The following is a 20,756-nucleotide window of genomic DNA, read 5'->3' on the forward strand; positions in this document are numbered from 1 at the left end:
CTAACCGCTTTACTCCGGCTTAATTTTGAGGCGGGAGTCTTACTGCCCACAAATAGCGGGATAAAAAAATCAGCTCTCCTAATGAGAACTGATTTTTTCACTTTATTATTCTTGTGAAGAAGAACCGTTAGATGATTCTGTAGAACCATTCGTTGATTTTTCTTCTTTTTGAGATTTGTCATCTTGTTTGCCGTTCGTCTCTTTATCACTAGTCGACCCGCTTGTTGATTTCTCTTCTTTTTGAGATTTCTCATCTTGTTTGCCGTTCGTCTCTTTATCACTAGTCGAACCACTTGTTGATTTCTCTTCTTTTTGAGACTTATCTTCTGGTTTCGTGCTTGTTGACTTTTCTTCTTTTTGAGATTTGTCATCAGCTTTTTTACCAGAAGCATTTGTCGCCTTTGCAGCACCTGCATCAGCTTTAATTTCTGCTACTGATTTATTTAAATAACGCTCAGGGTTCACAGCCACATTGTCTTTACGTACTTCAAAGTGAACGTAAGAACCTGCATCTTTATTCATTGCATTTAGACCTGATTTTCCTAACACTTCACCTTGCGCGACTCTTGCACCTTTTTCTACTTTCACACTGCCTAAGCTTTGATAAGATGCTGCTACACCATTTCCACTATCTACTGTTACAACATAACCAAGAAGTGAATCTTTTTCAGCTTTCGTTACTGTACCACTTAAAGCAGCTGTAACATCAAATTCTTTTCCGTTTTTCGCAGCAATGTCAATTCCTTTATTCGGGGAATATGTGTTGTTATAAAAGACAAGTGCTTTTTCTTGTTCCGCCTCTGATGCTGCATCTTCATAGAATTTCTTCTGTACTACTACTTCTGCATTTACTGCAGCTGGCATTTTCACTACTTCTGAAGATTTTGTTACCGGTACTGCCGGATCTTCCGTTTGTGTATACGGCGTTGCTTGATCTTGGTTCGGAGCTTTCTTTGGATTAGCTCCCTGGAACCATAGCGCAACCATTAAGATTACCGCTGCACAAGCAATGTATAGTGCCGGAAACACCCATCTTTTTTGAAATAAATGTACTACTTTTTGCGACTTTTTACTATTTCTTCCTCGCATTCCATCATCACCTCAGCAATCATTTTGAACAATATTCACTCATCCTATACAACCTATAACTAATTACTTTTCGACAAAATCTGTAAAAACATGTATAGGAATTGCAAAATTTCCGAGGAAATGATAGAAAAAGGAAAAAACTGAGCGTTTGAGCTCAGTTTTTAGTCCATTTGTTTCTTTTTATATACGATCAAACATGCAATAAGCGAAATGATAAGCCAAACTGCAATATTTAATACATGCCCACCAATACTAATAAATCCTGCCCCACCTACTAAGCTGTTAATTGCTTTTACAATATGAGATGTTGGAAGATATTCAATCATCGTCTTAATTGTTTTATTTTCAACTAGTGACTCAAATTGTACAGCTAAATACATCGTCATTAAAATAGGCATTCCAATTAATGATGTTTGTGGTACAGAAGATGCAAGTAATCCGATCATTGTTCCAAGCACGATAAATAAAATAGTTCCACATAGGAATATCAATCCTACCAATGGAAGATTGATATTTAACTGATCTAAAATGAATAAATTTGCAATACAAATGACCATCGTCAGACCCGCTGTTAATAAACTCTTTCCAAGAAGAACTTCAACAGATGATGCTGGGGATAACATTAACACACGTAGTGTATGTTTTTCTTTTTCTTCTGCAATTACCATAGATTGAACAAAGCCTGCGACAAATAGGAAAGCCGTTATAGTAGTAGTGCCTAACATTTCCTTTCCCACTCCAAATCTGCTAAATAAAAATGAAAATATAATTGGTAAAAATGCCATTAACAACACTTGTGAATTCGTCTTAAAATCTTGTACTTCTTTTCTAAAAATAGCTGATACACGTCTCATTGAAAATGTCATTATAATCCCCTCCCAGTAACTTCAATAAAGATATCACCTAAAGTTGGTTCGTGTGAATGAATGGATAGTAATTCTCCTTTGTTCATCCATTCTGAAATACGTTTTGCACCTAATTCGTCTTTTTTCACTGTTTCTTTTTGTTTATCTTTTAACACAACTTGTATTTGATCTTTCGCGTACTTTAATCGCAAGTTTTCTGGTGTATCAAGCGCTACAATTTCTCCGCCGCACAGAAAGGCAATACGGTTACAAAGCGTCTCTGCTTCGTCCATGTTGTGCGTTGTTAAAAAAATCGTTGTTCCTTCTTTATTTAAGTCTTTTAAGATTTTATGAATGTTTTGCACATTTACTGGATCAAGTGCAGATGTTGGTTCATCTAAGAAGAGGATATCTGGTTTGTGAAGAATCGCTCTCGCTAGTGTGACGCGCTGCTTCATTCCTTTTGACAATTTTTTCACTTGTGTTTTTTTATCATCCAATAAGTTCACTTGTGCTAACACTTCATCAATTCGTTCTTTTTTGCAATCGTATAAGTCACAAAATAATAGTAAGTTATCATAAATGCTAAGTCTTTCGTATAAGCCGCTATTGTCTGTTAAAATGCCGATTCGTTTGTAATCGATGCTGCTTGGTCCTGTAATGTCTTTCCCCAACACTCGTACCGTTCCAATACTATGAAGCAATTGAGATGTTAATATTTTTACGGTTGTCGTTTTTCCAGATCCACTCGGTCCGAGGAATCCAAAGATTTCTCCTTGCTTTACCTCAATATTTACATTTCGAAGGGCCGTTTTTCCATCGAAACTTTTCATTACATCTTTCATTTCAATTGCCAATGTCATTTCGTCATCCCCTTTGTTTTTCTTTTATAGATGAAATTTACTTTCGCAAGTTTCGATTTGATTATTTCGCTTTTCTTGACTCAATCATATGAAAAACAAAGGGTTTACGCAGTAAAATACCAGTAAAAGGAGTATTTTTACTGTTGAATGAATCGTATTTTGAGCTTATCGGAGCATTTTTATATCCCAATTACACCTTTTAATTCATCCATTCTTCCTTTTGAAAGCGGAATTGAACTTTTTCTTTCGTCATCCAAAATTAAACTAAAACTATTACGTGTCCACGTAATGACTTCTCGTACTCTTTGTAAATTAACGAGGTACGAGCGATGACATCTAAAAAATCCGAATCCTGTTAATCTCGTTTCTAATTCACTTAATGTTAATGCACATACGAAATCCCCTTCGCGCACATGAATATGTGTCACTCCGTTTTGCGTTTCAATGAAATGAATCTCCATCGGATCCAGTAAAATGATTTTATCGTTCACTTTCGCTGGGATTCGTTCAAGTTTCATTTGCGGAATCATTTGAACTACTTTTTCTTCATCGACTTCTTCAACTTCCTCTTGCTCTATTTCTATCTTTTTCACACCATCGTTGTTTAATATGTACACATCTTCTGTCAGCGAAAGGGCATCTGATAAAAAGGAGGACGTAATAAAGATTGCCTTTCCTTGCTCTTTCATTTTCATAATCGCTTTTCGAATAATGATCGTACTCTCTGTATCGACATTTTGCTCTGGCTCTTCTAAAATAACTAAATCCGGATTATGAATCATAACTCGCCCAAGATGAAGACGGCGTTTCTCTGAAAATGATAGTTTTTCTATTTTAACGTTCAACTTATCTAGGAGACCGACATATTGTACAACTTCTTCTATACCCATATGTGACTCATAAAGCCCTAATAAGAACTTGAAGTACTCCTTCACCTTCAAACGGTCGTATGCTTCATCTTTCAAAAAACAAAAGCCGATGCGGGAATAATTTTTCTTTCCAATCGCTTCTCCTTCAAATAGCACGTTTCCAGTTGAAGCTTCTTCCTCACCAATAATAATGCGATGCAACACTTTAGCTGTATGATTATTACACTGCAAAACAACACATTGTCCTTTTTCAACCTCCAGTTCAATTGCCGGCAACTGGTTCGTCTTCCGATACGATAAACTTAACTAAATCTATACAATTCAATCAAATTTACACAAGTTAGTGCTTCATCGTGTTCTCGCAGCCCCAAAGGGACGAGGGGTATAACACTCCACACGAGGCAGTATCGTTACCTCCTATTATCAAGCATTTATTTTACCCATCTTGATAAATTTATCGAAGCATTTACATCCCTATCGTGATGGCTATTGCACCCAACACAACACCACTCACGTATTTTTAAACTCCACTGTCCTTCTGGTTGAACTGAATGGTCGTATTTTACTCCGCAACATGAGCAAATCTTGCTGGAAGCGAACCATTTATCAGCTTTTACATACTCAATGCCATACTTCTCGCACTTGTATGATAAACATTGAAAGAAGAAGTTTAATTTTTGAAATGAAAATGCTTTCGATAGTTTTTTGTTTTTTAACAGGTTTGAGATAGGTAAGTCTTCCACAACGATCCTCATTGGTTTGGTTTTCACCAATTTAGCTGTCGCTTGATGGATATGGTTATTTCGGATATTCGTAATTTTCCTAGATAACCGCAGGTGCTCAGTTTTAGCTTTTTCATATCCGGCAGATTGAATTTTTACACCTTTTTTAAATCTCCTAGACATATCTCTTTGCGCTGACTTTTTCCTTTTCAAAAGTTTTTTAACCTTAGCATCTTTGTTTATATTTCGTTCTTTCATACCATTAGAAGCTACAAACAGCTCTTTTAAACCAACATCCACACCAATCGACTCATTGGTTAGTTCTTGGGATTCAAAATCTTCTTGGAACCCTACACTAATCCACCAGTGGCGACCATCAAAGGTAACTCTTGGATTTGATGGTTTTTTGTTTCTTGGTAGTTGTTGGCTTGTTTTCACTTCTCCAATGGACTGAATATGAACTACTTTCTTTCCAATAATCAGTCTTTCATAATTGGCATAAAATCCTTGAATTAAATCTTTTTTGGATTTATAAGAAGTGTGATAACCATTTTTGTACTTTTTGAACGAATTTTTTCTCGCCTTGTCAAAATCTTTTGAAGCCTGTTTGGGAACTTGTGCGTTGATGTCATTTAACCACTCATATCTCTTTCGCTTCTTGATCTTTGTAAATCGTTTCTGTAAAGCTAACTGTGAAACAGATTTTCCAAATAGCTTATAATATCTATCACTCATTCTTTTACAATAGTTATAAGCGAATCTTGCAGCACCAGCATGGTTTCTAAGCACTTTTTCTTGTTCAGGCGTTGGAATCAGTCTGACTTTCTTCGCCAATATCATCAGAATTTAACTCCTTTACTGTGCGATTATTCGGGCACTCACCTTTCAGATAATGAAAGATTGGTTCTTCTGAATAGTAGCGTGTTCCACCAGCATTCTCCTGAGACTGCTCGGATGCAAACCTGTTAATTCCGATACTTGACTAACTCGTGAAAATTTCATTATTATTCTCACCTCATTGAATCGACCATAACACATACGTTCGATAGATTCGATGAGGTTTGATAGATTTAATTAGATTTATCTCGTTCAACTAAGGGCGCAATTCCTTAGCCAGTTCTCTTATGAACTTCTCATGTTTTCACATGAGCGCAGACTATATGTTTATCTACTTAGAGATAGAGGATTTTTCCACCACCATAGGCTTGTGATGTACTCTCGTCAGTTATACGAGATAGTCGTTGAACGTTCATCTTATCAATTTTGACTTAGATGATTCGAGGCGGAAGACCCATTGTTCTAGTGTTTAGGATTTAACCTTGCACGATCTGATTGATTTTTTCTGCTTTCGCGACATTCACGCTCACCATTTCTAGCCACGTTGTAGTTCAATCAGCTTTAGGGATTCCCCGCAGTTAACCCTCACTACTAGCCAATCACTTGACTAGCAGGGCTTACTGATATATTTAATTAACTTTCGTTATAATTGGTTAAATAAATCGTAACAGTTAATTACCCTAATTGTTTCAACTCCAATAACGCCATTCTGTCTCCCCCAAAATAGTTTTTATTTTATTATAACAAAAAATTAATGGAAAATTATGATATTTCAAAGACTGTTTTCATGTATTACATAACTACGGAAACATAAAAGGGGAATTCTTAATGATTCGTAATGCAATTATTGAAGGAAATCATCGCTATAGTTTGACGAAAGAGTGGGATATTACAAAAAAGCATACTCTAAAGCACCGTTCACGCCTGAAAGATTGAAAAAGAATTTGTCATGAAGGCTGTCCAAATAAAAAGATAGCCTTCATAACAAAAACGGTTGTCGATCAGGCGACACCCCCTTTATATTTCCCCCTCACTGAACATTGACGATTTTTCGAATATATCTATCACAACTCTGAATATATCAGCGATTCGACAAGGAATATCGACTTAACTACAAAATGCGACATGAAAAACCGTCCCAACACACCTTTTGGGACGGTCTTCTTTTGTACTCTACTTCTTCACCATCAATTTTCCTTCATAATCATTCAGCGTCTTTATTTCAATGCCTTTATAGTAATGAGCGACTATCTCTGTATATTTCTTACCTTCCGCTGCCATACCATTCGCACCGTACTGGCTCATACCGACGCCGTGACCGAATCCTTTCGTTGTAACGGTGATGTTATCCCCTTCTTGTTTCCACGTAAAGTCTGAGGAGCGTAAATCTAACTTTTCACGAACTTGTTTTCCTGTTAATGTTTTCCCTTGGAACTCTACATCCTTTACTCGCTTTCCTTCCGTAAGGTCTTTAATATTACCAACCTTTCCGTTTGCTAGTACTTTCACACCGAGACGTTTTTGAAAATCAGCCACTGTGAATTTTTGCTCACTCGTAAATTTTGGAGAGGCTTGATCCCACGGACTATCTACGCTTTTCAAGTACGGATAATCATTCCCCCAATAATCAGCTGCATTTTCTGTTCGTCCGTTACTCGTTGAGAAGAAGGATGCTGAAATTGGTTTTCCATCATACGTTAAAACTTGTCCTGCGGTTTTCGAAACGGCTTCCTCAATTTTCTTTAAATTATTTTCGTAGTTATTACCCCATTGTTTCTTCAATTCCTCTTTGCTTTTGTACACTTGATCTTTCACTGTATCTATCACATCCGCGTTGTTTTTCTTACCTCCGCTTAGCATACGCTGCACTACAAATGTTCTTGCTGCTAATGCCTGCGCCTTTAGCGCCTCTATTTCAAAGCTGGCATTCATCTCAGAAGCTACTACACCGGCCACATACTCCTCCATAGGTAATGTTTCTACCTTCTTCTGCTGATCACGATATACAGCAACTTGAACCGCTGTATCCACTTTCCCTGGAGCTGGTATACTTTCTATCGCTGGAGGAGTTTTAGAAGCTGCTTCTTCCCCTACTTTTGCTTTCGCAAACGGAATAACAAGAGCAGCAGGTACAATGATAACGAGCGCTATTAAGAGCGCTACTGTAATGAAAAGTGGCTTTGAAAATTTCATCCTATTCCCCCAATATAAAGTTGGATTCTTTTCATTCTTATGGAAATACGGGATCTTTTAGAACATACTTGGCGGTATCGGTATAAAGTGAAACTTTAATGAGGCGAAGTTCCCATGACCGCAAATAGCAAAATAAAACTCGAATTTTCTAATTTTTTTTACTGGTACGTGCATAAGTATAGAATTTATTGACTATAACAGTAATAACCCAAAAAAAATAGCCTCTACGTCAAAAGACATAGAGACTACTTCAATTAAGCGTGAAGATCAGAAACTTCTTGTTCTTTCACTTCTTCTACTTTTTCGTTTACACGTTCAATAGTTGCACCTAATGCAGCTAATTTCTTATGGAAGTCTACATAACCGCGGTCAAGATGTTTTAACTCTGTTACACGAGTATAACCTTCTGATACTAAACCAGCTAAGATTAATGCTGCTGCAGCACGTAAATCAGTTGCGCCAACTTCAGCTCCTTGCAAGCTACTTGGACCGTTCATAATTACAGAACGACCTTCGATTTTAATATCAGCATTCATACGACGGAATTCTTCAACGTGCATAAAGCGGTTTTCGAATACCGTTTCTGTAATCATACTTGTTCCATCAGCATGTAGTAATAATGCCATCATTTGTGATTGCATGTCTGTTGGGAAACCTGGATGAGGCATAGTTTTAATATCAACCGCTTTTAACTTATCTGGGCCGATAACACGTACACCTTCATTTTCCTCAATAATTTTAACACCCATTTCTTCCATTTTCGCTGTAATTGAGCGTAAATGTTCAGGCACAGCATTTTCAATTAAGATGTCTCCACCTGTAATTGCCGCTGCAACCATGAATGTTCCTGCTTCAATACGGTCAGGAATAATAGGGTGGTTTGCACCATATAATTTTTCAACGCCTTCAATACGAATCGTTCCAGTTCCAGCTCCGCGTACTTTCGCTCCCATTGCATTTAAGAAGTTAGCTAAGTCAACGATTTCTGGCTCTTTCGCTGCGTTTTCAAGGACTGTTGTCCCTTTTGCTAATGTAGCTGCAGACATAATGTTTTCTGTCGCGCCTACGCTTGGGAAGTCTAAATAAATTTTAGCTCCTTTTAGTTCGCCCTCTACGTGTGCCTCAACAAATCCGTTACCAACTTTTACTTTCGCTCCCATTGCTTCGAAGCCTTTTAAATGTTGGTCAATTGGACGTGAACCAATTGCACATCCACCAGGAAGTGCAATACGAGCACGACCGTTACGTGCTAATAATGGTCCCATTACTTGAACAGATGCACGCATCTTACGTACATACTCAAATGGTGCTTCAATGTTTAATTCTTTAGAAGAATCGATTGTTACTTGGTTATTTTCAAATACGACTTCAGCATTTAAATGACGTAATACCTCGTTAATTGTGTATACATCAGATAATACTGGTACTTCAGATAGTACATTCTTTCCGTCACTCGCTAATAGGGCTGCAGCGATTATAGGTAATACAGCATTTTTTGCGCCCTCAACACGCACTGTGCCGCTTAACCGCTTTCCGCCACGGACGATGATCTTTTCCAAATTATTCCCCTCCGTGTCCTTTTTTCAGTATCTATTCACTCAATACTCAGAAGTTATGATCGGTGTGCCAACCACAATTGTATCTTTGTTGTTTGTAGAACGTATTGCTATTTGCACATTTATTTTCTCTCTATTTGTTGAAAGAGCGTCATTCCACTTTTTATTATATGCGGAGACTGATACAAATGCTCTTTCTTCTATCTGTTCGATCGCTCTTGCTGAAAGATCTTTCAAAACCTGATTGGTTTTATTTTGCAAAACACCTTCAATCTTATCATTCAGTACACCTTGAACACAAGTGTAAATTATAGGTTTTTCACTAAAAATTTTATCCATGTTCTGAACGTACTTCGGGTCCCATTTCGCCCCGCTCACTTCAAAAATAATAAAAGTGTTTTCTTTAGTATTTTCCTTACTCCAAGTTACTACTATTCGTTCTTCATGTGAAGAAGATTTTTTATAGGATGTAGCCTTATATCCATCTGGAGATTGTTCTAATTCCCAACTTTCGATGTTTGCCTCTTCCTTCACATCGTTTAACAGTTTTTGAAACGTATGTATATTAGAAATTGTTTTCGTTTCTCGCGCTAACCATGACCACCGCTCTACTTTTGCATCGTTCTTCTCTAAAGCTGCAATCATGCTCTCCATTTTCTGTTCATCGCTTATAGGTTTCATCTCTTTATATCCAACCAAAAATAAAACAACACTTACGATAACGATAAGAATGGCTTTAAACTTCAATTTCATCCCCTCCTATCCCCATTGTTAACGGAGATATGAGGTTCTATACACTTACTTTACTAAATACGTTAAACTCTTTGAATAGCCTAAATAATCAAGGAAAAAGTTACTTACAGATGTCCCAATTGCAATTGTAATTAGGATAAGTAATACTCTCGTCTGCATCACTTTTCCAGACTTCATTAAGCGCTCAATGTGAATACCTTGTAAGGCCCACCACGTAATGGTAATAAACAATAAATGCGAAACAATGGCAATCAGTGCTTGTTGCCCTAAAAGATGTGCCAAAAAATCGACCCCTTTTTTTGCTTGGCTACTACTTACGCAAAATGTAAAAAACGATACCATAAATAAGTAGAAGCCACACTTTTTCACACGCAAATAAGCATCTTACATTTTACATCATAATTTTCTGTTAAAAAACATATACCTATAGGTGTTTTCATTTGCTGTTACTCCAAAATAAAAAGCGTAGAGTACGGACTCTACACCTTTTATTTTTACTATTGTACCACGTTCCCTAAGAAGAAGAAATCTTTCATTAATGGAAAATATTCATAGAAGAAATTGTAACCAATCATCGGCATAATCCCTAGTATTACAATCGAAATTGCGCAAAGACTCATGACAATCTTTATATTTAACGGTAACCGAAGCTTTTCTTCTGTCTCTCCCGTGCGGAAAAACATTTGCTGTAATATCCGGAAGTAATATACGAATGAAACAACTGTTGTCCCCATCATAATAGAAGCTAATACGTAATGAGCAGGTTCAACATGAAGTGCTCCTAAAAAGATGTTAATTTTTCCGATAAAACCTGCTGTCCCCGGTATTCCAGCTAACGATAAAATAAAGATCGTCATCACTATAGCTGTAAAGGGGGATCGCTTATATAACCCTGTGAAAATCTTCATATTTTCCTTATCATTTTGTAAGATTAATCCGTGGATGATTGCAAATGCTCCTATATTCATAAGCATATATGCAAGCATATAAAACCACATACTATCCATCGTAAACTGTGATAGCGCTACAAGGGGGACTAGCAAATACCCAGCATGCGCGATACCTGAATAGGCAAATAGACGTTTTACGTTGTATTGCTTTAATGCTACTACATTCCCAACAATCATCGTAATACTAGCTAGTACAGCAATGTATATACTCATACGCCCGTACAAAGATTGTGCGTCTCCTTGGACTGCCACGCCTGCAAACACCATAAGAAACAAACGCGTAATGAGTAGAAATCCAGCAATTTTAGAAATCGTTCCGAGGAAAGCTGTGACAGGTGTAGCCGCTCCCTCATACACATCTGGTGCCCACATATGAAACGGCACTGTTGCAATTTTGAACGAGAGCCCAACGAGCAGTAGTAGAAATGCGAGAGCTAACAATAATTGAATGCCACCAGCCAACTCTTGCGTAAATACCTTTTGCATTTCCACTATGTTGGTCGACCCTGTAATACCGTATAAATAACTCATTCCAAAGAGTGTAATTGCTGTTCCAATTCCTCCGTTAATGACGTATTTCATCGCTGCCTCATTTGATGCGCGGTTTCTCTTTCGGATTCCTACTAGAATATACGAAGAAAGCGAAAGTAGTTCTAAACCAACGAACAATGTAATGAAATCAACACTTGAAGCCATGAACATCGCTCCAAGAAGCGCCATTAAAATTAAATAATAATATTCTCCCTTATCTTGAATAGGCTCCTTCTCATCATCGCTCATTGCCATACATAAAATGAGAGCTGCTCCGCCTAATAACAACGTTTTAAATCCTTTTGAAAACCCATCTAACACAAACGACCCATTTAAAATATCTCCTGCCGGTTCGCTGTATAGCATAATTAATGACACTATCGCTAACAAGACAGCGGCAATTGCACCAAGCGCAACATACCTATGGTTCAGCTTAAAAAATAAATCACATATGGAAAGAAGGATGGCAGCCCCGAGAATAATGAATTCTGGTACCATGAGATGCCATGATAAGCTAAGTAATGTGTTCATATCCACCCTACTTCACCCCCAATGTTTTCAATGTAGTTTGAAGTGGATCCCCTAGTAGTTCTGGCATTACGCCAATTGCAATAATACAAACGATAAGCACTATAACAGGAACGTATTCCCATCCGTGTATATCAGATTTCACTTCCCATTCTTTCTTACCAAATGTCACTTGAAGTGTCGCTCTTAATACGTATACAGCGGTTAAAATAATTCCGAGTACACCGGCGGCGGCAATGACTGGTTTCCCTTGGAATAAACCGAGAAAGGCAAGGAATTCGCTAACAAATCCAGACATCCCTGGCATTCCAAGCGATGCCATACCGCCCGCTAGGAAGAAACCGCTAAGCACCGGAACACTTTTTGCAAGTCCACCAAGTGCTGTAATATCCGAAGTCCCGAAACGCTCTTCAATAATGCCAAGCAAGAAGAAGAGTAAGGCCGCAATTAAACCGTGAGACACAACTTGGAACAGCGCCCCTTGTGTACCTGGTGCATTTAACGCCGCAAGACCCATTAATACAATGCCCATATGCGAAATACTAGAGTAAGCAAGTACCTTTCTAAAGTCCGTTTGGATGAGTGCTAGAAAGGCCCCATACAATAAATTAATTACCCCTAAAATCGCGATTAGCGTTGCAAAATCACGAAAATATTCTGGGAATAATCCTTTCCCGAAGCGAACAATACCGTATGCGCCAATCTTCAGCAAAACCCCCGCATGAAGCATAACTACAGCAGGATGCGCTTCTATGTGTACATTGACCATCCAGCGATGCAAAGGGAAAACAGGGAGTTTAATCGCAAAAGCAATCATTATGGCAAGAAACAAGCCGAACTGTAAGCTACTTGAGACGGCCATTCCTCCCCCAGCACCTACACTCGTTAATATTTCTTTAAGCTCCGTAATATTTGTCGTACCTGTTTTCGCAAATAAAACCGAGAAAACGATAAGTAAAATAGCTGATCCAATACCGTTATATATTAAATAACTATATGCAGCCTTTTCACTCGACAATTTCCCCCACTTGCCAATTAATAAAAACATTGGCGGCAACGTAATTTCAAAGAAGATGAAGAACAGTATTAAATTTTGAGCACCGAAGACACCAAGCATGCCTATTTCTAACATGAGTAACAGCATGTAGAATGCTTTCAAATTTCTTTTAATAGAAAATGCCGCAATAGCTGCAAGCATCGCTAGAAGGGCTGTGAGCACCATCATTACAAGCGATAAACCATCAATACCAAGCTCGTAATAAATTGAAAACCACCTTTTGTCCACTGCTGTGAAATCCCCAAATTTAATCCATTTCACTTTTTCATCAAATATCGATAAACTCTTTCCTGAAGCGTATGTACAAGCGAGGACGATAGCAATTCCAAATGGAAGCGCCGTTCCGAATAAACCAAGCGCCTGTACTGTACGCGATTCTCGTTTCGGCGTTAATAAAAGCAAGAGAATTCCTAAAAGTGGGGAAAAAATGAAGAACGTTAATAGCAATCCATTCACCGTAAATCCCCTCCCGTATATAACAAAATAATTAGGAGCACTGCGAGCGAAACTGCTGTTACAGTTCCATACACTTGTACATTCCCGTTTTGAAGCCGTGACCCTAGGCCACTCATACCTTTAACGAGTCCAGCAATTAAAACTGCGATTCCTTCTACAACGTATACTTCAAATAAGCGAAGCACATGAGCGATTCCTTTCGTAATAGGAAGTACTGCCGCATTGTATAGTTCATCCACATAATATTTTTCTTTCAAAAGGTTATAAAGAAACGTCCCTTCTCCGCCGGCCCAATCTCTAGAGATAGATTTCTTGCCATATATGAAATATGCGAGGGCAATTCCCGCAAATGAAACGAGCGTCGCAACAACCATAATCCAAGCTGGTCCATGCACGTCTTTCACTTTGAAGCCCACATCTTTCGTAAGCCAATCCCCAAGGAACGTTCCGAACCATGGTGTATTTATATAACCGGCCACTACCGCAAGAACACCAAGGACAATCATCGGATACGTCATGGTGCGAGGTGATTCATGCACCTCTTCCTTCGTCTTCGTTTCCCCTGTAAAGACCAGAAAGTATAAACGGAACATATAAAATGCTGTTAGAAATGCCGCAATTACTGCTAAAACGAATAGAAAGTAATTGCCATTCATCCAAGCCGCCGCTAAAATTTCATCTTTACTAAAAAATCCGGAAAGAAGAGGAACACCACTAATTGCAAGTGTGCCTATTAAAAATAGTGCACCGGTTACTTTCATCTTTTTCTGTAAACCGCCCATTTTATTAATGTTTTGCGTATGGACTGCATGAATTACACTTCCTGCTGCCAGGAACAATAATGCTTTAAAAAAGGCGTGTGTCGTTAAGTGAAAGATACCAGCTACATAACCAGCCGAGCCTAGTGCAAGCATCATATACCCGAGCTGACTAACTGTAGAGTAAGCAAGAACCCTCTTAATATCAGTTTGCACTAGACCAATAGAGGCCGCAAAGATTGCGGTGAAAGCCCCAACGATTGCCACAGTTTGCATCGCTACCGCACTTGCTGAAAATAGCGGGAACATCGTCGCTACTAAATATACGCCGGCTGCAACCATCGTTGCCGCGTGAATAAGCGCCGAAACAGGCGTCGGTCCTTCCATTGCATCTGGCAACCATGTATGAAGCGGGAACTGACCCGATTTCCCCATCGCACCGATAAAAATTAATATCGCCGTTATTGTAATCATAGAAGGAGAGAGGTCACCCGTATGAATCGCTTTAAAAATCGCGTCATATTCAAAACTACCTGCGTGCCAAAAAATTAATATCATCCCAATAAATAGCCCAACATCCCCAATGCGTGTCATAATAAAAGCCTTTTTCGCAGCAGCCTTCGCTTCTTCTTTAAAGAAATAAAAACCGATAAGTAAAAACGAACCAAGGCCGACTAACTCCCAAAATATATAAAGCTGTAATAAATTCGTCGATATAACTAGCCCAAGCATCGCAAAGGTAAAGAGCCCTAAATATGCATAAAAGGTTGGTAATCTAGTGTCACCTTTCATATAACCTTTTGAGTACACATGTACAAGAAAACTCACAAGCGTAACGATAAACAACATTAAAGCCCCTAATGCGGTAACTTCAAAACCAAATGATATATCTATATCTCCTACCCTAAGCCATACCCACTTATGCTTCACTGCCTCGGATGAAAACCGTTCTATTAGTACCACTACCGCGGATATAAAGGAGAGAAAGGTAAAGAAAATACCTAGTACACTACTTCCCTCTCTAATTTTCTTCCCGAACACAATAAGTAACAAAAACGAAACAAGCGGGAAAAGCGGTATGAGCCATGCATAATCGATCATTGTTTCCTTCCCCCTTTTCGGTCACAATGCTATCCTTTGAGCGTATCCATCTCATCTACATGAACTGTCGGGCGATTACGGTACAAAGCAATCAAAATTGCAAGACCTACCGCTGCCTCCGCTGCCGCTACAGACATCGTAAACAGCGAAAAAATTTGTCCTGTTAAATTCGGAAACAAGCCTAATTTACTAAACGCTACTAGATTTAAATTGGCGGCGTTTAACATCAATTCGATACAAACTAGTACAATTACTGTATTTCGCTTTGTTAAAGCTCCAAATAAGCCGATGCAAAACAAAATAATCGCAAGTGTTAAATACGCAGAAGCCGGAACGCTACTCATGGGAATCCTCCTCTCCCTCATCCTTCTTCGCAAGGATAATCGCTCCTACAAGTGCTACAAGTAAAATAACTGAGGTTAATTCGAATGGAATAATATATTTTGAATAGAGAAGTGTACCGATTTGAAGTGTGTTATTTTCATGGAGAGGTAAACTTCCTTGTGTGCTTTGATTTGAAAAATCGATACTATTAACAGCGAAATACATAACTGCTCCAAATGCTACAACCGCAAAGAAGATAATCCATTTTCGAAGAGTAAGGCGCGATTCATTTTCCGCGTTATGTTTCGTTAACATAATGCCAAAAATCATAATAATAGTGATTGCACCAGAGTAAAGTAAAATTTGTGCCACTCCGATAAATTCGGCTGATAAGAGAAAGTACAAACCCGCAATGCTAAGGAACGTAAGCACAAGGGCCAGCATCATATGCATTACTTTCGTTAAATTCAGCATAAGAACGCCGCCGATAATCGCAGACAAGGATAATATAAAGAAAGCTACAAACTCGCCGTTCATGCTTTATTCTCCTTCCTGATGTTCTCGTCGTTCTCGTCAAGCCACTGCAAATTTTTAAATAAATCATCACGTGAATACTCTGCAAGTTCAAAGTTATTTGTCATTACAATCGCCTCTGTCGGGCAAACTTCTGTACATAAATCGCAAAGAATACAAATTTCAAAATTAATATCATACGTGTCGATAATTTTCCCTTTTTTCGTAGGATCAGGATGTTTTTTTCCTGTTAATTGAATGCAATCTGTCGGACAAATGTTGGAACACTGATTACAAACAATACATTTCTCTGGATAAAACTTTTGAATACCTCGAAATCGGTCTGGTAATGGCAACGGTTGATTTGGATAATCATACGTCACCTTTTTCTTACTCAAATTACTAAGCGTATATTTTAACCCTTTAAATAGTCCTTTCATCTCTTACTGGCACCCCCTTTATAGATTAGAAGAATAGCTCCTTAATCAATGCCGTTAAGAAAATATTTGCAAGTGCGATTGGTAATAATACTTTCCAGCCAAACTCCATTAACTGGTCACCTCTTATGCGCGGGAACGTAACGCGGAACCAAATTAATAGAAAGACCACACTGCTGAATTTCAAAGCAAACCATACGGCTCCTGGAATAAACCCAAGGAACATAACTGGATTCCAGCCTCCTAAAAAGAGTACTGTAATTAAAGATGACATCCCGAAGAAATACACATACTCTGAAAGCATGAAAAACGCCCAGCGAAAACCTGAGTATTCCGTATGGTATCCTGAAACAAGTTCTGACTCCGCTTCGGGTAAATCAAACGGTGTCCTATTTAACTCTGCAACTGCCGCGATTAAGAAAATGACGAAACCGATTGGCTGTGCGAAAATGTACCATACCTTTTCCTGCGCCGCTACAATTTCATTCAAGTTAAGACTACCAGCTAACAAAACGACGCCAATTACACTCATCACAAGTGGAATCTCATAAGAAATCATTTGCGCTGCCGCACGCATCCCTCCTAAAAGGGAATATTTATTATTTGATGCCCATCCCCCAGTTACAACTCCGATCGTCGTAATCCCAGAAACAGCAATGTAATACAGCAATCCTACGCCAATATCCGCGAACTGAAATTTATCAGTAAACGGGATAACCGCAAGCACCATAAATGCTGGTGCGAATGCAATAACGGGTGCTAATATAAACAACGGTTTATCAGCAGCTTTCGGAATGCTATCTTCTTTTAATAATAGTTTCAAAACATCAGCTACCGTTTGGAGTAAACCGAACCGGCCCCCAACTTGGTTTGGTCCAATCCGCCCTTGCATAAATCCCATCACTTTCCGTTCTGCCAAAATACCGTATGTAACGAAGCCAAGGACTGCAAATAATAGAAGCACCGCTAATCCGAAAAAAATGAAGAAATTCGTCCAGCTTGAAGGTGATTGTAAGAGCGTCTCAATCATTAGCCGTCAACCTCCCCAAGTACAATATCAACCCCACCTAAAATCGTAATTAAATTGGCGATGTTTTCACCTTTCAATAACTTCGGTAAGATTTGCAAATTATAAAAAGACGGTCTGCGAAATTTCAAGCGGTACGGCTCTTTCTTTCCATCACTAGCAATATAACAGCCAATCTCTCCCCGCGGTGACTCTATACGGACGAACGCTTCTCCCTTAGGTGCTTTAATAATTTTCGGCACTTTCGCCAGCACAGCGCCGTCTTTCGGGAACTGCTCGGCTGCTTGCTCAATAATTTTTAATGACTCCTCAATTTCCTTCATCCGGCAAACGTAGCGGTCCCAAGCATCTCCCGTGCTCCCAACAGGGATATCAAAATCAAAACGATCATAAATAGAATACGGCTCATCTTTGCGAAGATCCCAGTGGACTCCCGTGCACCGCAAATTTGCGCCGCTTAAAGAATACGAGATTGCCTCTTCCGCGCTATATACGCCAACGCCTTTCACACGATTTAAGAAAATTTCATTTCCGCTAACAAGGTCGTGGTAACCTGCCAATTGCTCTCTCATATACGGAACAAACTCTTTCACCTTTTCGATCCAGCCGTCTGGCGCATCCCACTTCACGCCGCCGACTCTCATATAGTTGAAAGTAAGCCTTGCACCGCACAATTCACTTAATAAATTTATAATCATCTCTCGTTCACGAAAGGCATATAAAAATGGACTAACCGCTCCTATATCAAGCAGGTTCGTTCCCCACCAGACGAGATGGCTCGCAACTCTCCCAAGCTCCATCGCAAGCACCCGTAAATATTCAGCACGCTCTGGAATCTCAAGATCCATCATCGTCTCTACAGCGTGGCAAAGGACGTAATTATTCGTCATTGCTGATAAATAGTCCATTCGATCTGTATACGGGATAATTTGTGTATATTGCAAGCTCTCAGCGATCTTTTCTGTTCCGCGATGCAAATATCCGATAACCGGTGTAGCCTCTTTAATAATTTCCCCGTCAATCTTAATTACAAGCCGAAACACACCATGTGTACTCGGATGCTGCGGCCCTACATTTAAGAGCATCTCTTCCGTACGGATCACAAGCTACACCTCCACATCATACGGTTCATAATCCTTCCTAAGCGGATACCCCACCCAATCATCCGGCATTAAAATGCGAGATAAATTAGGATGACCTTCAAATACAATACCGAGCAAATCATACGTTTCACGCTCCGGCCAATCTGCCCCTTTCCAAAGCGGCGTCACCGATTGTACTTGCGGCGCTTCCCTATCCAGCTTTAACTTCACTGCTACTGACTGTTTCTTTCCATATGAAAATAAATGAACGTATACTTCCATATGTGTCACAAAATCTGTCGCATGTAGCTCTGACATATAATCAAAAGCAAGTCCCTCATGGAATCTTAGCAATTCCATCACTTCATAATATTTCGAAGGCTCCGCCACAAGCGTTGGAACATCTTTTGAAAGCTTATTAATATAGGAATCTACTAATGCATATTCTCCTACCCTCTCCTTAACAACCTCCACATAGCGATTTAAATATGGTTGGTTAACTGATGGTTCTTCCTGCTGCAGTTCGTCTTCTATCTTATTTACAGATCCCTTTGCCCTTGCCGCAGCAGCGGCTTTCGCTTTCGCGGCTGCAATTGCCTTTGCTTTCTCATCTCCAGAATCCCCCTCACCTTGTGAGGCTTTCTGCTTCGCTAACGCTGCTGCTTTTGCTTTTGCAGCTGCTACGGCCTTCGCTTTGGCTTTTTCTTCGTCCGTTACTTCTTCTGATCCTTCTCGCTTTTGCTTCGCTAATACCGCTGCTTTTGCTTTTGCAGCTGCTGCAGCTTTCGCCTTCGCTTTGGCTTTTTCTTCGTCCGTTACTTCTTCTGATCCTTCTCGCTTCTGCTTCGCTAGTGCCGCTGCTTTTGCTTTTGCAGCTGCTGCGGCTTTCGCCTTTGCTTTAACTTTTTCCTCGTCCGTTACTTCTTCTGATCCTTCTCGCTTTTGCTTCGCTAATGCAGCTGCTTTGGCTTTTGCGGCTGCTGCAGCTTTCGCCTTCGCTTCTTCTACATTAATCTCCTTATCTTTTGGTAGCGCTTTCTCTTTTTCTCGATATTCTCCTTCAAGTTTAGACATTTCCGCCCCATGTTTCGCAGCAAGACGTTTTCGCGCTTCCTCTTTCGCATGACGGGCTGCTTCTCTTTTCATACTTTCTAAGTCTTTATTTGGATCACTCATTTATTCGTCACCTGCTTCCCGGTCCTCGCCTCGTAACGAATTTTTTCTTTTAATTTATTAATTCCATAAATTAAAGCAGCAGGATTTGGAGGGCATCCAGGAATATACACATCAACTGGTACAATTTGATCTACACCTTTCACAACAGCATACGAATTCACATACGGACCACCGGCCGTTGCACAAGATCCCATCGCAATTACCCACTTCGGTTCAGGCATTTGATCATATAGGCGCCGAACAATAGGTGCCATTTTCTTCGTTACCGTTCCTGACACAATCATGACGTCCGATTGTCTTGGTGAAGTCCGAAAAAATGACCCAAATCGATCTAAATCGTAATGTGATGAGCCTACTCCCATCATTTCAATCGCACAGCATGCCAGTCCAAATGTCATCGGCCATAAAGAATTGCTCCGCGCCCATCCCTTCAACTGTTCCAATGTAGAAAAAAAGATATTTCTTTCTAATTCCGCTCGCTCCTGTGGGTGTAATTCCTCAAAATTTATAACCATTGTAACACCTTCTTTTTCCAAGCATACGCTAATCCAACTAGCAACATCACAACAAAAATGAGCATTTCAATCAGTGCAAATAAACCAAGCTTGTCATATGCAACAGCCCATGGGTATAAAAATAAAGTTTCTACATCAAAGATGACGAACAATAAAGCGAAAATGTAATAACGAGCATGAAACCGAATATTTGCATCATGAAAAGGCTCAATTCCACTCTCATACGTCGTCGCTTTCGCTGCACTCGGTTTGTTTGGACGCAGCATTTTCCCTAATGTAAGAGCCACTACCGGCAGCAATATACCTAATAGCAAGAAAATCAAAACGATCATATAACTATTTTCATATACACTTGCCATTGTGAAACCCTCCCCCCTGAATTAAGAACAAGTTCACATAGTAAACAATATGTCTTACTTGCATTATTTATTATTTTTAAATTTTTCTAAATAATGCAACTATTTAATTCATTATAGCAAACTTCAAATTCCTATGTCGATATATTGGGAACAGAAACAACAATTAATACTTGCTGAGCAAATCTATTTTTACAACTCATTATAAATGTGTAAAA

20 protein-coding genes are annotated in these 20,756 nt (G+C 39.2%); all 20 read right to left on the bottom strand.

Going from position 1 to position 20,756, the window contains the following annotated elements; translation table 11 throughout:
- Positions 1–105 precede the first annotated feature (105 nt).
- A complete protein-coding gene (gene spoIIQ, locus QCI77_RS26760; protein WP_002034849.1) occupies positions 106–1,089 on the bottom strand; it encodes a stage II sporulation protein SpoIIQ in 984 nt (327 codons plus the stop codon).
- A 161-nt stretch (positions 1,090–1,250) separates the two neighbouring features.
- On the bottom strand, positions 1,251–1,955 hold the full coding sequence (locus tag QCI77_RS26765) for an ABC transporter permease (RefSeq protein WP_353825703.1): 705 nt from the start codon (positions 1,953–1,955) through the stop codon (positions 1,251–1,253).
- On the bottom strand, positions 1,955–2,797 hold the full coding sequence (locus tag QCI77_RS26770; RefSeq protein ID WP_002143851.1) for an ABC transporter ATP-binding protein: 843 nt from the start codon (positions 2,795–2,797) through the stop codon (positions 1,955–1,957). Before QCI77_RS26770 ends, QCI77_RS26765 begins: the two co-directional genes overlap by 1 nt.
- 179 nt (positions 2,798–2,976) lie before the next feature.
- Positions 2,977–3,942: a LytTR family transcriptional regulator DNA-binding domain-containing protein gene (locus QCI77_RS26775; RefSeq protein ID WP_353825704.1), complete on the bottom strand. Its 966-nt coding sequence runs from the start codon at positions 3,940–3,942 to the stop codon at positions 2,977–2,979.
- A gap of 155 nt (positions 3,943–4,097) precedes the next feature.
- Complete coding sequence (locus QCI77_RS26780) at positions 4,098–5,228, bottom strand: RNA-guided endonuclease InsQ/TnpB family protein (protein ID WP_353825705.1); 1,131 nt, start codon at positions 5,226–5,228, stop codon at positions 4,098–4,100.
- 1,170 nt (positions 5,229–6,398) lie between these two features.
- Positions 6,399–7,418: a stage II sporulation protein D gene (gene spoIID / locus QCI77_RS26785; protein WP_353825706.1), complete on the bottom strand. Its 1,020-nt coding sequence runs from the start codon at positions 7,416–7,418 to the stop codon at positions 6,399–6,401.
- 254 nt (positions 7,419–7,672) lie between these two features.
- Positions 7,673–8,977, bottom strand: a complete 1,305-nt coding sequence (gene murA / locus QCI77_RS26790; RefSeq protein ID WP_002068497.1) for a UDP-N-acetylglucosamine 1-carboxyvinyltransferase — start codon at positions 8,975–8,977, stop codon at positions 7,673–7,675.
- A gap of 39 nt (positions 8,978–9,016) precedes the next feature.
- Positions 9,017–9,721, bottom strand: coding sequence for a YwmB family TATA-box binding protein (locus QCI77_RS26795; RefSeq protein WP_002139032.1), 705 nt, complete (start codon positions 9,719–9,721; stop codon positions 9,017–9,019).
- A gap of 51 nt (positions 9,722–9,772) precedes the next feature.
- On the bottom strand, positions 9,773–10,009 hold the full coding sequence (locus QCI77_RS26800) for a DUF1146 family protein (RefSeq protein WP_002016201.1): 237 nt from the start codon (positions 10,007–10,009) through the stop codon (positions 9,773–9,775).
- 215 nt (positions 10,010–10,224) lie between these two features.
- Positions 10,225–11,739 carry an NADH-quinone oxidoreductase subunit NuoN gene (nuoN, locus tag QCI77_RS26805; RefSeq protein ID WP_353825801.1) on the bottom strand — a complete coding sequence of 505 codons (1,515 nt, stop codon included), beginning with the start codon at positions 11,737–11,739 and terminating at the stop codon, positions 10,225–10,227.
- A gap of 7 nt (positions 11,740–11,746) precedes the next feature.
- Positions 11,747–13,249 carry an NADH-quinone oxidoreductase subunit M gene (locus QCI77_RS26810; protein WP_353825707.1) on the bottom strand — a complete coding sequence of 501 codons (1,503 nt, stop codon included), beginning with the start codon at positions 13,247–13,249 and terminating at the stop codon, positions 11,747–11,749.
- Positions 13,246–15,108: an NADH-quinone oxidoreductase subunit L gene (gene nuoL, locus QCI77_RS26815; protein WP_353825708.1), complete on the bottom strand. Its 1,863-nt coding sequence runs from the start codon at positions 15,106–15,108 to the stop codon at positions 13,246–13,248. The genes QCI77_RS26810 and nuoL overlap by 4 nt, the downstream gene beginning before the upstream one ends.
- 29 nt (positions 15,109–15,137) lie before the next feature.
- Positions 15,138–15,452, bottom strand: a complete 315-nt coding sequence (gene nuoK, locus QCI77_RS26820; RefSeq protein ID WP_000100081.1) for an NADH-quinone oxidoreductase subunit NuoK — start codon at positions 15,450–15,452, stop codon at positions 15,138–15,140.
- Positions 15,445–15,969 carry an NADH-quinone oxidoreductase subunit J gene (locus QCI77_RS26825; protein WP_001012819.1) on the bottom strand — a complete coding sequence of 175 codons (525 nt, stop codon included), beginning with the start codon at positions 15,967–15,969 and terminating at the stop codon, positions 15,445–15,447. Before QCI77_RS26825 ends, nuoK begins: the two co-directional genes overlap by 8 nt.
- Positions 15,966–16,385, bottom strand: a complete 420-nt coding sequence (nuoI, locus tag QCI77_RS26830; protein WP_002016193.1) for an NADH-quinone oxidoreductase subunit NuoI — start codon at positions 16,383–16,385, stop codon at positions 15,966–15,968. The genes QCI77_RS26825 and nuoI overlap by 4 nt, the downstream gene beginning before the upstream one ends.
- A 25-nt stretch (positions 16,386–16,410) precedes the next feature.
- Positions 16,411–17,412 (bottom strand): NADH-quinone oxidoreductase subunit NuoH, encoded by a 1,002-nt coding sequence (gene nuoH / locus QCI77_RS26835; RefSeq protein ID WP_002068471.1) that lies wholly within the window; start codon positions 17,410–17,412, stop codon positions 16,411–16,413.
- Positions 17,412–18,512: an NADH-quinone oxidoreductase subunit NuoD gene (gene nuoD, locus QCI77_RS26840; protein ID WP_353825710.1), complete on the bottom strand. Its 1,101-nt coding sequence runs from the start codon at positions 18,510–18,512 to the stop codon at positions 17,412–17,414. The genes nuoH and nuoD overlap by 1 nt, the downstream gene beginning before the upstream one ends.
- Positions 18,513–18,515: 3 nt before the next feature.
- The gene (locus tag QCI77_RS26845; protein WP_353825711.1) at positions 18,516–19,667 is read right to left on the bottom strand and encodes an NADH-quinone oxidoreductase subunit C; all 1,152 of its coding nucleotides are present in this window, start codon (positions 19,665–19,667) and stop codon (positions 18,516–18,518) included.
- Positions 19,664–20,182: an NADH-quinone oxidoreductase subunit NuoB gene (gene nuoB, locus QCI77_RS26850; RefSeq protein ID WP_002089729.1), complete on the bottom strand. Its 519-nt coding sequence runs from the start codon at positions 20,180–20,182 to the stop codon at positions 19,664–19,666. Before nuoB ends, QCI77_RS26845 begins: the two co-directional genes overlap by 4 nt.
- Positions 20,173–20,541 carry an NADH-quinone oxidoreductase subunit NuoA gene (gene nuoA, locus QCI77_RS26855; RefSeq protein ID WP_000179270.1) on the bottom strand — a complete coding sequence of 123 codons (369 nt, stop codon included), beginning with the start codon at positions 20,539–20,541 and terminating at the stop codon, positions 20,173–20,175. Before nuoA ends, nuoB begins: the two co-directional genes overlap by 10 nt.
- Between the last annotated feature and the right edge of the window lie 215 nt (positions 20,542–20,756).

Source organism: Bacillus cereus group sp. MG9 (assembly GCF_040459995.1).
In the GTDB taxonomy this organism is placed as follows: domain Bacteria; phylum Bacillota; class Bacilli; order Bacillales; family Bacillaceae_G; genus Bacillus_A; species Bacillus_A mycoides.